The sequence below is a fragment of the Pseudoalteromonas sp. SWXJZ10B genome (assembly GCF_015864475.1).
GTDB classification, from domain to species: Bacteria; Pseudomonadota; Gammaproteobacteria; order Enterobacterales; family Alteromonadaceae; genus Pseudoalteromonas; species Pseudoalteromonas arctica.
The window spans coordinates 23,664-38,047 of sequence record NZ_JADYXD010000004.1; the positions used below are offsets into that span (position 1 = coordinate 23,664).

Here is a 14,384-nt window from a genome sequence, read left to right on the forward strand (position 1 = left end):
TTAACGAATTAAATTGCACTATAACGTCGTTAAAAATTTTTTATTTAGAACAACTAGATACAAAAATTTTTGCCTAGTTCTAGCGTAATTTTCTTAACGTTAAATAGACCCCATATATAAGCAGATTGGTATAATTTAGTTTAATTACTAAATAAAAACCCCTGTGAGTAATTACTTACAGGGGTTTTTATATTCAGCACTCACTTCTATTTAGTTGTAAGCGCCTTTTGTAATACATTTTTAAAGCGTTCAAAATCTTCAATGTGCGGCAGGTGCCCTAAGTTATCTAGTTCGAATAATTGTGCGTCAGGAATAAGTGTTGCAGCGTGTTTGCCTAATTTATCGTATCGACCAAGCTCGTAATCAACATCCTCTTTTTTCCAGTTACGGCCTGGACCGGTTCTATCGCGTGTACCAATAATTAATTTAACTGGCACAGTTAAATCTTTAAATTCGGTTATTACAGGTTGAGTGAAAATCATATCGTATGTTTTTGCATTCACCCATGCCATTTGTTCTTTATCTGGGCCTTGTATTTGCCCTGTTATAAAGTCAGTTAAGGCTGAATATGTTGTATTCCACTTACCATCGTAGTAATTTTTTTGCTGATAACGTTTAACGCCTTCCGGTGTTTTTGAAAGCTCGTTTTTATAGAAAAAATTAGTATCTTTGTAATCAACATACTGCAAGTAGTTTTCAAGCCCAATAGGGTTTAATAAAATTAGCTTTTTAGTGGCGTTTGGGTACATTAATGCAAAACGACTCGCTAGCATCCCACCCATAGAGTGCCCAAGTACAATCGACTCTTTAATATTAAGAGAATCTATTAACGCGTGAGTATGATGAGCAAGCGTCGCAAACGAATACTGGTAATTAGTTGGCTTAGACGACTTGCCAAAACCAATTTGATCAGGAATTAATACCCCATAGCCTAAAGATTGTAGGTATTGCGCAGTGGTAGTCCAGTAGTCAGCATTAAAATTTTTGCCATGCATAAGTGTAACAACAGGCATATCGGCTTTAGTTGGCTTTAAGTAAATATAAGCCATTTTTAGTGATTGCTTTTGCGACTCAAGTGCAAAGTAATTTACTTTAAAATCATACTGGTAATTACTTAAAAGTGCATCATAAGAAAGGGCGGATGTATCTTGAGAAGTGCCAGCTAAGGCATTATTGGTTAGCAACAATAAAGTAGAAAAACAAATCACTTTAATCGACGACATTCTGTAACTCCTGTTAAAGGCGAGCGCTTGGCTTAAAAGTTGGCTTAAAAAGAAGTACAACAATAACTAAGTATTTAAACCTGTTCAATTGAATGTTTTAGGTTAACCAAAAAAGCGGAGCTAAAAGTATAGCTCCGCTTAAAATTCATATTATTTAAAATGGATACGAGGTGTTTAAAAAGTCCACTCAACATGTATTTGCGGAACCGATTCAGTAACTTCAGTACCTAGTTTATTGTGCCAGTACTGAAGCTCCATACCCAGCAGTAAGGTGTTTTCTTTCATTTGCATGGCATGGCCCATATCCCACACTAAAATAGGCTGTGCGAGTATCCAAGCTTCTACATCGTTGCCAAATTCATCTTCACGCTCTGCGATGTATTCAGCGTGGCCTTTAAAGCTAAACTTTTGCGAGCCAATAGTAAAAGGGTATTCAAACGCTACATCAAGCATCCAGCTATTTGTTTCAATAGGTGCGCCGCCTTTAGCCACACCTTCACTGTCATCAATGTAGGCAGTTACTAAAGTTTGAAAAAAGTTAAACCCAGGTACATCCCAGCTTAATTTTACACCTGGTAGATACTTCATTACTTTTGCATCACCAGCAGCGTTAATACCGCCCGTTAAGCCAACATCTAATAATGCGCCAGAGCCAATTTGCTTACCAGTAATGGCAGACAAGCTAACGGTTGAGTACCACTCCCCATAAAAGTCACTATCTTGGTAGCCATCAGTTGTATCGTCTTTACTGTAATCAATAAAAAAGAAGTTATCGCCGTAGTCATAACCAGAGGCATGTTGGATTGAATACACAGTAGTATCAGACTCTTGCTTAGAAAATGGATTTTTTTGGCTACCATTATTTATATGTACTGCTGTACTGCTCCAATTGGCAGCAAAAGCAGATGATGATAAAGCAAGAGAAGTAAGGGTAATAAAAGGGAGTAATTTTTTAAATTTCATAACTGTTTAATAACTATAATTTTAGTGACACGCGGAAGCGAAGATTATAGCAGAAGAGATTGATTTGTTGATCGCTAATTTAACACATGTTGCAGCCTACTTAATAAGCTGCAACATGCACTAAATCAATTTATTATGCTTTATTACGACGTAAACAAATAATAGCAATTGCAGTAAAGGCTAAAATAAAGCAGTAATAAGAAGACGTTGATACTTCCCACGGACTAATTTTAAAGGTTGCACCTAACAATAGTGCTTGAGCGCCATAAGGCAGTGAGCCTTGCGTTACACAAGCAAATATATCAAGCAAACTTGCAGAGCGTTTACCGGTTATTTCACCGTCGTCAGCAAGCTTTTTAGCAATAGGACCAGCAACAATAATAGATACGGTGTTATTAGCAATACACATATTACTTGTCATAACGAGTGCTGCAATACCTAATTGGTCGGCCACTTTACGGTGCCATTTAGCAATGATTTTAGTAATTGCTTGAATTTTTTGAGCAATGTAATCAAGGCCACCATTAATACGAATGAATTCAGATAAGCCACCAATAAACATTGATAGTAAAAATATTTCCTGCATATCGGTAAAGCCTTTGTAAATATCTTTTACAAAGCTTGCGCCTTCATAGCTTCCTGTAAAGCCCATTAATGCAGCAAAAATAATACCGCTAAACAACACTACAAATACGTTTAGGCCAGCAACTGCTAACACTAAAATAAAGGCATACGGAAGTACTAACCAAATATCGTAATCCTTGGTTTCAACAACTTGCGCTGCGGGTGTTAAATAAAACAACAAGCCAATAGTTAGTATTGCAGCAGGGACTGCAATTTTAAGATTTTCTTTAAACTTATCTTTCATTTCACAGCCCTGTGTACGTGTGGCTGCAATAGTCGTGTCTGAAATAATTGATAAGTTATCGCCAAACATAGCGCCTGATACAATCGTACCTGCCATTAATGCTGGATCTATACCTGTTTTAATAGACACCGCATAAGCAATAGGGCCAATAGCACCAATAGTACCCATTGACGTTCCCATAGCTGTAGATACAACAGCAGCAATTAAAAATAATCCTGGGAGCAACAAAGCGGGAGGAATAAGTGATAAACCTGCATTTACTACCGCGTCAACACCGCCGGTTGCACTAGCCACGGCTGAAAACGCACCTGCAAGTAAGTAGATTAAACACATGGTTATAATATTATTGTGCCCAGCACCTTTAATAAAGGTCTCAACGCATTCGTTTACCGTGCCTTTGTTTAAAATAAACGCAAGCATAATGGCGGGTAGTATAGCTACTGGAGCAGGAAGTTGATAAAAAGCGTAATCAACCCCTTGCGATTGCAAGTACAAACCAGAGCCTAAAAATAGTGCTACAAAGGTCAGTAGGGGAAGTAAAGAAAGTATAGCTTTGTTTTTATTAAATGATGGCTGCATCATATTCCTCGTAAACAGTTTAGTAATACAACAGCCAAAAACTCCTCTTTTAGCTGAATTTAGCGAGTCACTCTTATTTTATTAATTAAGAAGACCGCAGCGCCCGCAAGCCAAAGACCAAATCGACGCGAAAGAGAAGTTTAAATGTATAGATGGCTAAAGTAAACTGGTATTGTTATTATTATTAAATTAAAAGGTCACCTGACTATTGCATGACTTTTAGATAATATCTACAAAGTAACGCTATTTTCAGCGATTAATATTTGTCCAACTGCATAAAAATGCCCAAGCGCGTATTTGCAATGCTTCGGATATATACTCAGATTAGTAAAAAATGGATTTAAATTAAATTAGGTAAAAACAATGACTACAAATCGAATAGGCGTTTTTGGTGCTAATGGCAGAATGGGCTTAGCTCTATTAGAAGCAGCGACAATTAAAGAGCAAACACAACTTACAGGTGCATACGTTCGTGGTAGTTCATCGTTATTAGGCATTAATGTAAATCAAGTAAATAGCGCAGCCGACAACAGTGTTAGCTTTAGCGAAGAAACCACAATAGATAATGTAGATGTTTTAATCGACTTTACGCTTCCTGCAGGTATGAAAAATCATTTAAAAACCGCTGTAGCACAAAAAATTCCTATGGTTATTGGTACAACGGGTTTAACAACCGAGGATATGGTGCTACTACACGATGCAGCCAAACATATTCCAATTGTATTTGCCCGAAACTACAGTGTTGGCGTAAATGTACTATTAAACCTAGTACAAACAGCGGCAACTAAGTTTGGTGACGACTTAGATATCGAAATATTTGAAGCGCATCATCGTCATAAAATAGATGCACCATCAGGCACAGCACTCGCCATTGGTGAATCAATTGCACAAGCTAAAGGCTGGGATCACGACGAAGTTGCTGTATACAACCGCAGCCAAGTGGAAACAGCTAAATCGCAAAATGAGATTGGTTATTCGGTACTAAGAGGGGGCGATATAGTAGGTGAACACACTGCATACTTCGCTACAATGGGCGAAAGGCTTGAATTAACCCATAAAGCAAGTTCAAGAATGACGTTCGCTCTAGGTGCTGTAAGGGCTGCAAGCTGGTTGAGAAACAAACCTGCAGGACTTTATGATATGCAAGATGTGCTAGATCTTAAGTAGTTTAGTTACTTTTTTAACTGTTTGGGTCTAATTTCACCTACAGTGACTTGTTTGTAACAATTTACTAAAAAGTGTTAGACCTAAATAGCAACTTCATGTAATATGCAGCCAATTTGCCAAAAATTACTAAATGCGTGTTTCCAATTATACCCAAATGGCTAGTAAATCCTGGGTTTCAGTGGGAATAAAAATAGTTTTAGGCAAGAAAAAATGATTGAAGGTTTAGCGTTTTATATCGGCATCATTTAAGACTGCGTAAAACTATTTAAGCTCACGAAAATCTAGTTTTGACGATCCCTCTGGGTATTGGCGGGGTGTTAAGCAATTGCTTACTCCCGTTTTTTACTGTTAGGAGGTTTAACTTGACTAAATCCGCTCTGTTAGTCCTAGAAGACGGCACAGTGTTTCGCGGTACTGCAATCGGCGCTGACGGCATGTCAGTCGGTGAAGTAGTATTCAATACGTCTATGACTGGTTATCAAGAAATTTTGACTGATCCATCATACGCGGAACAAATCGTAACTTTGACGTACCCACATATCGGTAATACGGGTACCAACAGCGAAGACGAAGAAGCGAATCAAATTTGGGCTAAAGGCCTAGTGATCCGTGATTTGCCACTGCTAGCAAGTAATTTTCGTAACGAGCAATCGTTAGATGATTACTTAAAAGAACGTAATATTTTAGGTATTGCGGACATCGACACCAGAAAGTTAACTCGAATTTTGCGTGATAAAGGCGCACAAAACGGGTGTATTATTGCTGGCGACGAGCTAGACGAAAGTAAAGCGCTACAAGCCGCGCAAGCCTTCCCAGGCTTAAAAGGTATGGATTTAGCAAAAGTTGTCTCAACCAAGGAAAATTTTGAGTGGCGCGAATCAAGCTGGACATTAGGCGAAGGATTTAAAACTCTTGATGCTGCTGATGAAAAGTTTCATGTTGTTGCCTACGACTTCGGTGTAAAGCGTAATATTTTACGTATGCTTGTAGACCGTGGTTGTAAACTTACAGTAGTACCAGCGCAAACCTCTGCCGCTGACGTACTGGCTTTAAACCCTGATGGTATCTTCCTATCTAATGGCCCTGGCGATCCTGAGCCATGTACTTACGCTATTGATGCAATTAAAACCTTTTTAGAAACCGACACACCAATTTTTGGTATCTGTTTAGGTCATCAGTTATTAGCCCTTGCCTCAGGTGCTAAAACAGAAAAAATGAAATTTGGCCACCACGGCGCTAACCACCCAGTTAAAGACCTAGACCGCGATGTAGTTATGATCACAGCTCAAAACCATGGTTTTGCTGCGCAAGAGTCAAGCCTGCCAAGTACGCTTCGTGCCACGCACAAATCGTTATTTGACGGAACGCTTCAAGGTATTCATCGTACAGATAAACCTGCGTTTAGCTTCCAGGGTCACCCTGAAGCAAGCCCTGGTCCGCACGATGCAGCCCCATTATTTGACCACTTCATCGATTTGATGCAAGCGCGTAAACACTAATTTAACTGGAGTAATAATGCCAAAACGTACCGACATAAAAAGCATTCTTATCTTAGGCGCAGGCCCAATTGTAATTGGTCAAGCTTGTGAATTTGACTACTCTGGTGCTCAAGCGTGTAAAGCACTTAGAGAAGAAGGCTACAGAGTTATATTAGTTAACTCAAACCCTGCAACTATCATGACCGACCCTGATATGGCCGATGCAACATACATCGAACCAATTCACTGGGAAGTGGTAGAAAAAATTATTGAAAAAGAAAAGCCAGATGCAGTACTGCCTACAATGGGTGGTCAAACGGCATTAAACTGTGCGCTTGAACTAGACAAGCACGGTGTATTGGCTAAACATGGTGTTGAACTAATTGGTGCAACGGCTGATGCAATCGACAAAGCAGAAAACCGTGAACGCTTTGACGTAGCAATGAAAAATATTGGTCTTGAATGTCCTCGTGCTGAGATTGCTCACTCTATGGATGAAGCCAAAGACATCATAACGCGCATTGGTTTACCATGTATTATCAGGCCTTCTTTTACTATGGGCGGCACCGGTGGCGGTGTAGCGTATAACTTAGAAGAGTTTGAAGAAATTTGTGAACGTGGCTTAGATTTATCGCCAACGAACGAATTACTAATTGATGAATCACTGATTGGTTGGAAAGAGTACGAAACAGAAGTTGTACGTGATAAAAACGACAACTGTATTATTGTTTGTACCATTGAAAACTTTGACCCTATGGGTGTTCACACTGGCGATTCAATCACCGTTGCACCAGCGCAAACGCTAACCGACAAAGAATACCAAATTATGCGTAACGCCTCTATGGCAGTATTACGTGAAATTGGTGTAGAAACTGGCGGTTCTAACGTGCAGTTTGGTATTAATCCTGAAGATGGCCGTATGGTTATCATTGAGATGAACCCACGTGTATCACGTTCATCTGCATTAGCATCAAAAGCAACGGGTTTCCCAATTGCTAAAATTGCAGCAAAACTAGCAGTAGGTTATACGCTTGACGAGCTTCAAAACGACATTACTGGTGGCAAAACTCCCGCGTCTTTTGAGCCTTCAATCGATTACGTTGTTACAAAAATTCCTCGCTTTAACTTTGAAAAATTTGCCGGTGCAAACGACCGTTTAACTACGCAAATGAAATCAGTTGGCGAAGTAATGGCAATTGGTCGTAATCAACAAGAGTCACTACACAAAGCATTACGCGGTCTTGAAGTAGGCGCTACAGGTTTTAACCCAATAGTTGCGCTTGATGACCCTAAAGCAAAAGAAAAAATCATCCGCGAACTACGCGAGCCAGGCGCTGAGCGTATTTGGTACATTGCCGATGCAATGCGCCATGGCATGAGCGTTGATGATGTCTACGAGCTGACTAAAGTTAACCGCTGGTTCTTAGTACAAATAGAAGACATTTTAAAAGACGAAGCAAAAATAGCGAAAGTAGGCATGGCGGGTTTAAATGCTGACTTCCTACGTAAACTTAAACGTAAAGGCTTTGCAGATCCGCGTATAGCAGAAATTGCAGGTGTATCTGAAGCTGAAATTCGTAAAAAACGTCATTTATTAAACATCGTGCCAGTATACAAACGTGTTGATACGTGCGCTGCAGAATTTAGCTCAGACACTGCTTACATGTACTCAACTTACGATGAAGAGTGTGAAGCTAACCCAACAGATCGTGATAAAATCATGGTTATTGGTGGTGGTCCAAACCGTATCGGTCAAGGTATTGAGTTTGATTACTGTTGTGTACATGCCTCGCTTGCGCTTCGCGAAGACGGTTACGAAACTATTATGGTTAACTGTAACCCTGAAACGGTATCTACCGATTACGATACATCTGACAGGTTATACTTTGAACCAATTACGCTTGAAGACGTACTCGAAATCGTACGTGTTGAAAAGCCAAAAGGCGTTATCGTACAGTATGGTGGTCAAACACCACTTAAACTAGCGCGTGAGCTTGAAGCGAATGGTGTACCAGTGATTGGTACTTCACCTGATGCGATTGACCGTGCAGAAGACCGCGAACGTTTCCAACAACTTGTTGAGCGTTTAAACTTACTTCAGCCAGAAAATGCAACAGTAACTTCAACCGAAGAAGCCTTACTTAAATCAGTTGAAATTGGCTTTCCATTAGTTGTACGCCCGTCGTACGTACTAGGTGGTCGTGCAATGGAAATTGTATACGACGAAGATGATTTACGTCGCTACATGACCGAAGCTGTACAAGCATCAAACGAAGCACCTGTATTACTGGACCGTTTCTTAGATAACGCGATTGAAGTTGACGTTGACGCAATTTGTGACGGCGAGCAAGTAATTATCGGCGGTATTATGGAGCACATTGAGCAAGCGGGTGTTCACTCGGGTGACTCAGCCTGTTCATTACCAGCACATTCTTTATCACAAGAAGTGCAAGATGTAATGCGCAAGCAAGTAACCGACATGGCGCTTGAACTTGGTGTTGTTGGCTTGATGAATACACAGTTTGCAGTTAAAGAAGACAAAGTGTACTTAATCGAAGTTAACCCGCGTGCTGCACGTACTGTACCGTTTGTATCAAAAGCAACCGGTGTGGCGCTTGCAAAAGTAGCTGCACGTTGTATGGCTGGGCAGTCTTTAGCGAGCCAAGGTATTACTAAAGAAGTGATCCCTCCTTACTACAGCGTTAAAGAAGTTGTTTTACCATTTGCTAAGTTTCAGGGTGTGGATCCAATCCGTGGTCCTGAGATGCGTTCAACAGGTGAAGTGATGGGTGTTGGTGATACTTTCGCCGAAGCATTCGCAAAAGCACAATTAGGTGCAAGCAACACTTTACCACGCGGTGGTCGCGCGCTATTATCTGTTCGTAATAGCGATAAGCCACGTATTGTTGAATTAGCCAAAATCATGACCGACTTAGGTTTTGAACTTGACGCAACTGGTGGCACGGCACAAGCTCTTGAAGAAGCTGGCATTGAAGTACGACGTGTAAACAAAGTATATGAAGGCCGCCCGCATATTCTTGATTATATCAAGAATAAAGAGTACAGCTATATCGTTAATACCACCGAAGGTCGCCAAGCGATCGAAGATTCGAAGGTGTTACGTCGTGGTGCATTGCAAAATAAAACCAACTATACGACAACCTTGAACGCGGCATTCGCTAACTGTACTGCTAATAAAGCAGATGACCGCAGCAAAGTGACGTCAGTTCAAGAGCTACATCTGCGATTGAACTAAGGAAATGTGCCAAGGCCAACTAGGGCCTTGGTGTTAAGTGAGAAAAGTATGCAATCAATTCCGATGACAGTTCGTGGCGCAGATTTACTGCGTAAAGAGCTTAACGAATTAAAAACAGTTACCCGTCCTAAAATCGTAAGTGATATTGCGGTTGCACGTGAACATGGTGACTTAAAAGAAAACGCTGAATACCACGCTGCGCGTGAGCAACAGGGTTTTTGTGAAGGGCGTATTCAAGAAATTGAAGCTAAACTTTCAAATGTTCAAATTATCGACGTAACTAAAATGCCAAATACCGGTAGAGTTATTTTTGGCACTACGGTAACTATTGTAAATATAGAAACCGATGCTGAAGTAAAATACCGTATTGTGGGCGATGACGAAGCAAATATTAAAAACAACTTAATATCTGTTAACTCACCGATTGCACGTGGCTTAATTGGTAAACAAATGGACGACGCAGTGTCTATTCAAACGCCAAAAGGTATTGTTGAGTTCGAAATCATTGAAGTTGAGTATCTTTAACGCATAACTCACTTTAACGTTTTTAAATAAAAACCGATGTAATTACATCGGTTTTTTTATGTCTGTAATTTAACCTTTAATGGTAGGCGTGTTTGTACAGTATTCATATTCTATAAATATGGTCTATGTTGGTATAGTAGGTACTTATATCAATTTACTAAAAACATGAGCATTTAGCGCATCAAATAACTCGCTGATTTAATGTAATTGGTATTAACGTATTCTCTAAAAAGGAAAATATATGCCTAATATACTTTACCCAGCGCCTTTAAAAGTAGGATCAAAAATAGCAATTTGTTCACTTTCATCAGGCCTTAAAGAAAAGTACCATGCACGGTTAGACATTGTTATTAATGGATTAAAACATCGAGGGTATGATGTTGTTGAAGGAGAGTTTTTACGTCAAAGCAAACCGCATGGACAGCTTAACGCTAAAGCGCATGCTCAGCAGTTAATGGGTTTTTTATTAGATGATGAGATAGATGCAATTATGCCTCCATTTGGTGGCGAGCTTGCAATGGAAATACTGCCCCTACTTGATTTTAATGCAATTAAAGAAGCAAAGCCTAAATGGTTAGTTGGGTTCTCTGATGTAAGCACCATTGCATGCGCACTCACGGCAAAATGCCAATGGGCAACACTACACAGCGCTAATCTTATGCAGTTACATCCTGACGAAAAAAGTCCTTATTGCCTGCAAATATTTGAAACACTAAGTTATGAAGCAGGTAGCAAATTTGAGCAAGCCCCATCATCGCATTATCAAAAAAATAGACCTGATTACGTACAAAACCCAAATGCATTGTTTGAACACACAGAAGTTACTCAGTGGCAGTGTTTAAATTACTTTGATGCACGCACTATTGAAATGTCGGGTCGCTTATTTGGTGGCTGTTTAGATACAGTCGGCTTATTACTCGACTCTCCATTTTTGGCACTACATGAATTTAAAAAACACAGTGCACCCGAAGGGCTTATTTTATACCTAGAAAACTCAGAGTTGACGCCAACAACCGTTGCACGGTTTTTACTTTCATTAAAATTAGCAGGTATATTTGACGATATAAACGGTATTATTATTGGTCGCAGCGTGATCACTCAAGGTCAAGATGCTTCTTTTGATTACCGTCACGCGCTTGATGTTGCACTAGGTGGGTGTTTATTTCCTGTGATTATTGATGCCGATATTGGTCATGCTCCACCTAACTTAAATTTAGTAAACGGCGCTACTTGTACAATCACCGCTGACATAAATGAAGGTAAAGTAGTCAAAGCCTCATTAAATACCGAGCTTTGTTAGAAGTTTATTCACTTACCTTTGATAAGTAATTAAGTTAAAGGGTATAATAAGCCCGCTTTTATAGCGCTTTAGCTATAAAAGTACATTCTCAGGGCGGGGCGAAATTCCCCACCGGCGGTATGTCTAATGTTATTTATAACTTAGACGAGCCCGCGAGCGCTTTATTTAACCTAGGTTAAGTAAAGGTCAAGCAGATCTGGTGAGATGCCAGAGCCGACGGTTACAGTCCGGATGAAAGAGAATATGGCTTATTATACTAATACCAATTTTATTAAAGACACGATCATTGTATCGCGTTAAGTGAGCTATTTTTTAGCGCTATAATAGGTTACTAATTTAATGCCGTTGGTATAACAGTGTGCGCTGCTTTTTGCTGCGTGCTTTTTGTTATTTTATTTAAGCTATTTTGGTAGTGATCGTTTTAAATTTAAAGCGATATATTACTGATCCTTTCACAGTCCTGAATCTATTATTTTTTTATTTGGAATATAATGATGATTCAGTCTCTACTTACTCAATTCGGCGAAAGCCATATCCGCGTACAAAGCGCAATTGCTGCACTACAGCAAGGGCAAGGCGTACTTGTTGTTGATGATGAAAACCGTGAAAATGAAGGCGACTTTGTATTTTCAGCTGAGCATTTAACGACTTATCAAATGGCCGAAATGATCCGCGAAGGCAGCGGTATTGTTTGCTTATGCATGGGGGAGGAGCGCATTAAACAGCTCGACTTACCGCAAATGGTAACCCACAACACCAGTCAAAATAACACCGCTTATACAGTCACTATTGAAGCTAAGCATGGCGTTACAACAGGCGTGTCTGCTGCTGATAGAGTAACTACTATAAAAGCAGCGACAGGCGATAACGCTAAACCAAGTGATTTATCGCGCCCTGGGCATGTATTTGGTTTAAAAGCACAAACGGGCGGAGTATTAGTTCGTCGTGGTCATACCGAAGCATCCGTTGATTTAATGCAGCTTGCCGGCTTAAAACCATTTGGCGTAATTTGCGAACTAACAAATCCAGATGGTTCAATGGCGCGCTTACCTGAGGTGAGTGATTATGCTAATAAACATAATATGACTGTGGTTTCTATTGAAGATTTAGTGCAATACATTCAGGCTGCGCAGCTTCAAGTAAGTTAAACTGCTTTAAAGCAAAAAACCACTTATTTAAATAAGTGGTTTTTTAATATTGTTATCATTTAAGTTTATAACGTATTACTTATAAAACCTGAATAACTTGCTCTTTTGCTAAGCGAGATTTAGGTAATTTAGCATTATAATCCTCAGCGCTATCGTGATAGCCAAGTACTAATGCCACGTCGCATACGTAACCATCAAGTTCTTTTTCAAAAACTTCGCCAATCAGCTCGGCATCTACGCCTTCCATTGGAGTAGAGTCAACACCTAAGCGTGCAGCTGCATGCATAGTGTTACCCAGCGCTATGTAAGTTTGCGCTTTAGTCCACGTTGCGTTATTGCCTTGCTCATCGGTATTCATATCAACAAACGCGAAAGCACCGAATGATTGTTCGCGATTTTCTGCTTTAGTACGACCGTTTTTAATGTCTGCATCAATTACTTGTGCGTAATCGTCACGTGTATATTTAGGGTTGTAAGCAAATAAAATAACGTGCGACGCTGTTTTAATATGAGGCTGATTAAATTGAAACTTATTAGCAAAGGTAGTATGCATACGTTCTTTTGCTTCATCAGATTCAATTACAACAAACTTCCAAGGCTGCGAGTTAATTGATGAAGGAGAAAGACGCATAGCTTCATATACTACGTCTAGGTCATCTTGAGGAATACGCTTAGTTGTGTAACGTTTAGTTGTGTAGCGTTTTTCTAAATCACTAATAATTGGGTGAGTCATTATTTTTCCAAATAAATAAATTGAGCGAGTTGTTATTAATTGGTTTGAATTTAAATAATTCAATAGTGACCAATCAGTTTTAAATAAGAATATTTTACGGATTTGATAATAGCGCTTGCTTTGCATTTAATAAACATCATAATCATTGAAACATTATCAAATATATATAGATAATATGAACATAGAAGATTTAAAACTTATTCTAAAAGTAGCTGAATTTAGAAGTATTACGCTTGCTGCTGCTAAGTTAGATATGCGCACAGCAACTGCGAGCGCGGTAATTAAGCGTGTTGAGTTAGCACTGGGCAGTGAACTGTTTGTACGTACTACACGTCATTTAAGATTATCAGCTGCTGGGGAGCGCTATATACCTCAGTGCGAACAAGCTTTAGCAATACTTGAGCAAGCTAAGTATAACCTTAAAGGTGAGCATGACGAAATTGAAGGCGAATTACGTGTTGCTCTTTCATCCGATTTGGGGCGAAATTTAGTTATCCCATGGATTGATGAGCTGATGGATAATTATCCTAAGTTAAGCCTCCGAGCGCATATAAGTGACAGTAATATTGATTTTTATCGTGATTCAGTTGATATAGCACTTCGTTATGGCTCGCCAAGTGACGCTAGCGTTTACGGTTTTAAAATTTGCAACGTACCGCGCTTATTATGTGCAACTCAAGAATATTTATTACAAAATGGCTCTCCTGAACATCCAGACGACTTAGCTAATCACCAAGGCTTATTTTATCAACTGCAAGATATTATAAATAACACGTGGGAATTCACCGATGGCGAGACAAAATATAAAGTTAAAATGGATGGTCGGCGCGCGTCTAACGATGGTGACCTAGTGAGGCGATGGTGTGTTGCGGGTAAAGGCTTAGCAGTAAAGTCAGCACTCGATATAGCCGATGATTTACTCAATGATAGGGTGGTTACTGCTTTGCCAGGTTATCAACACACTAATGGCGAATTATGGCTTATTTGCCCAAGTAGGCAGTCAATAACGCCTGCGGTACGTTTACTACGTGATGCATGCAGAGCAAAATCCCAAGCTATTCTGCAGCAGTTGGTAAATAAAGGAATTATTGATAAAAGCGTACTGAGCTAATTAAGGAAAGATTATTTACTTCCCTAGGCCTTA

General features: G+C 39.7%; 11 protein-coding genes and 1 riboswitch. Of the genes, 7 read left to right on the plus strand and 4 right to left on the minus strand.

The window, feature by feature from the left end; all coding sequences use genetic code 11:
- Positions 1–206: 206 nt before the first annotated feature.
- From I6F54_RS05180 to I6F54_RS05190, 3 genes are all read right to left on the minus strand, one after another.
- Positions 207–1,223, minus strand: a complete 1,017-nt coding sequence (locus tag I6F54_RS05180) for an alpha/beta fold hydrolase (protein ID WP_197140086.1) — start codon at positions 1,221–1,223, stop codon at positions 207–209.
- Positions 1,224–1,397: 174 nt separating this feature from the next.
- Entirely contained in the window at positions 1,398–2,186 is a 789-nt protein-coding gene (locus I6F54_RS05185; protein WP_197140088.1) for a nucleoside-binding protein, read from the minus strand.
- Positions 2,187–2,319: 133 nt separating this feature from the next.
- On the minus strand, positions 2,320–3,633 hold the full coding sequence (locus I6F54_RS05190; protein WP_165728273.1) for a Na+/H+ antiporter NhaC family protein: 1,314 nt from the start codon (positions 3,631–3,633) through the stop codon (positions 2,320–2,322).
- Positions 3,634–3,996: 363 nt separating this feature from the next.
- Between I6F54_RS05190 and dapB the strand changes: the two genes are divergently transcribed.
- The 6 genes from dapB (at position 3,997) to ribB (ending at position 12,507) form a co-directional block, all read left to right on the plus strand.
- Positions 3,997–4,800 (plus strand): 4-hydroxy-tetrahydrodipicolinate reductase, encoded by an 804-nt coding sequence (dapB, locus tag I6F54_RS05195; RefSeq protein WP_165741050.1) that lies wholly within the window; start codon positions 3,997–3,999, stop codon positions 4,798–4,800.
- Between the two features lie 362 nt (positions 4,801–5,162).
- A complete protein-coding gene (gene carA / locus I6F54_RS05200; RefSeq protein ID WP_197140097.1) occupies positions 5,163–6,299 on the plus strand; it encodes a glutamine-hydrolyzing carbamoyl-phosphate synthase small subunit in 1,137 nt (378 codons plus the stop codon).
- 16 nt (positions 6,300–6,315) lie between these two features.
- The gene (carB, locus tag I6F54_RS05205; protein WP_121955296.1) at positions 6,316–9,534 is read left to right on the plus strand and encodes a carbamoyl-phosphate synthase large subunit; all 3,219 of its coding nucleotides are present in this window, start codon (positions 6,316–6,318) and stop codon (positions 9,532–9,534) included.
- A 48-nt stretch (positions 9,535–9,582) separates the two neighbouring features.
- On the plus strand, positions 9,583–10,059 hold the full coding sequence (gene greA / locus I6F54_RS05210) for a transcription elongation factor GreA (RefSeq protein ID WP_010553419.1): 477 nt from the start codon (positions 9,583–9,585) through the stop codon (positions 10,057–10,059).
- A 241-nt stretch (positions 10,060–10,300) separates the two neighbouring features.
- The gene (locus I6F54_RS05215; RefSeq protein WP_197103248.1) at positions 10,301–11,359 is read left to right on the plus strand and encodes a S66 family peptidase; all 1,059 of its coding nucleotides are present in this window, start codon (positions 10,301–10,303) and stop codon (positions 11,357–11,359) included.
- 80 nt (positions 11,360–11,439) lie between these two features.
- A riboswitch (FMN riboswitch) is annotated at positions 11,440–11,606 on the plus strand.
- Positions 11,607–11,853: 247 nt separating this feature from the next.
- Positions 11,854–12,507 (plus strand): 3,4-dihydroxy-2-butanone-4-phosphate synthase, encoded by a 654-nt coding sequence (gene ribB / locus I6F54_RS05220; protein ID WP_197140340.1) that lies wholly within the window; start codon positions 11,854–11,856, stop codon positions 12,505–12,507.
- 79 nt (positions 12,508–12,586) lie between these two features.
- Here the strand turns inward: ribB and I6F54_RS05225 are convergent, their stop codons facing one another.
- Entirely contained in the window at positions 12,587–13,240 is a 654-nt protein-coding gene (locus I6F54_RS05225) for a nitroreductase family protein (RefSeq protein ID WP_197140099.1), read from the minus strand.
- Positions 13,241–13,415: 175 nt separating this feature from the next.
- Between I6F54_RS05225 and I6F54_RS05230 the strand changes: the two genes are divergently transcribed.
- Positions 13,416–14,351, plus strand: coding sequence for a LysR family transcriptional regulator (locus I6F54_RS05230; protein WP_165728249.1), 936 nt, complete (start codon positions 13,416–13,418; stop codon positions 14,349–14,351).
- The last annotated feature ends 33 nt before the right edge of the window (positions 14,352–14,384 follow it).

Excerpts from the sequence above, each read along its gene's own strand:
- I6F54_RS05180 (WP_197140086.1), bottom strand. The coding sequence starts at position 1,223 with ATGTCGTCGATTAAAGTGATTTGTTTTTCTACTTTATTGTTGCTAACC.
- I6F54_RS05185 (WP_197140088.1), bottom strand. The coding sequence starts at position 2,186 with ATGAAATTTAAAAAATTACTCCCTTTTATTACCCTTACTTCTCTTGCT.
- I6F54_RS05190 (WP_165728273.1), bottom strand. The coding sequence starts at position 3,633 with ATGCAGCCATCATTTAATAAAAACAAAGCTATACTTTCTTTACTTCCC.
- dapB (WP_165741050.1), top strand. The coding sequence starts at position 3,997 with ATGACTACAAATCGAATAGGCGTTTTTGGTGCTAATGGCAGAATGGGC.
- carB (WP_121955296.1), top strand. The coding sequence starts at position 6,316 with ATGCCAAAACGTACCGACATAAAAAGCATTCTTATCTTAGGCGCAGGC.
- greA (WP_010553419.1), top strand. The coding sequence starts at position 9,583 with ATGCAATCAATTCCGATGACAGTTCGTGGCGCAGATTTACTGCGTAAA.
- I6F54_RS05215 (WP_197103248.1), top strand. The coding sequence starts at position 10,301 with ATGCCTAATATACTTTACCCAGCGCCTTTAAAAGTAGGATCAAAAATA.
- ribB (WP_197140340.1), top strand. The coding sequence starts at position 11,854 with ATGATTCAGTCTCTACTTACTCAATTCGGCGAAAGCCATATCCGCGTA.
- I6F54_RS05225 (WP_197140099.1), bottom strand. The coding sequence starts at position 13,240 with ATGACTCACCCAATTATTAGTGATTTAGAAAAACGCTACACAACTAAA.
- I6F54_RS05230 (WP_165728249.1), top strand. The coding sequence starts at position 13,416 with ATGAACATAGAAGATTTAAAACTTATTCTAAAAGTAGCTGAATTTAGA.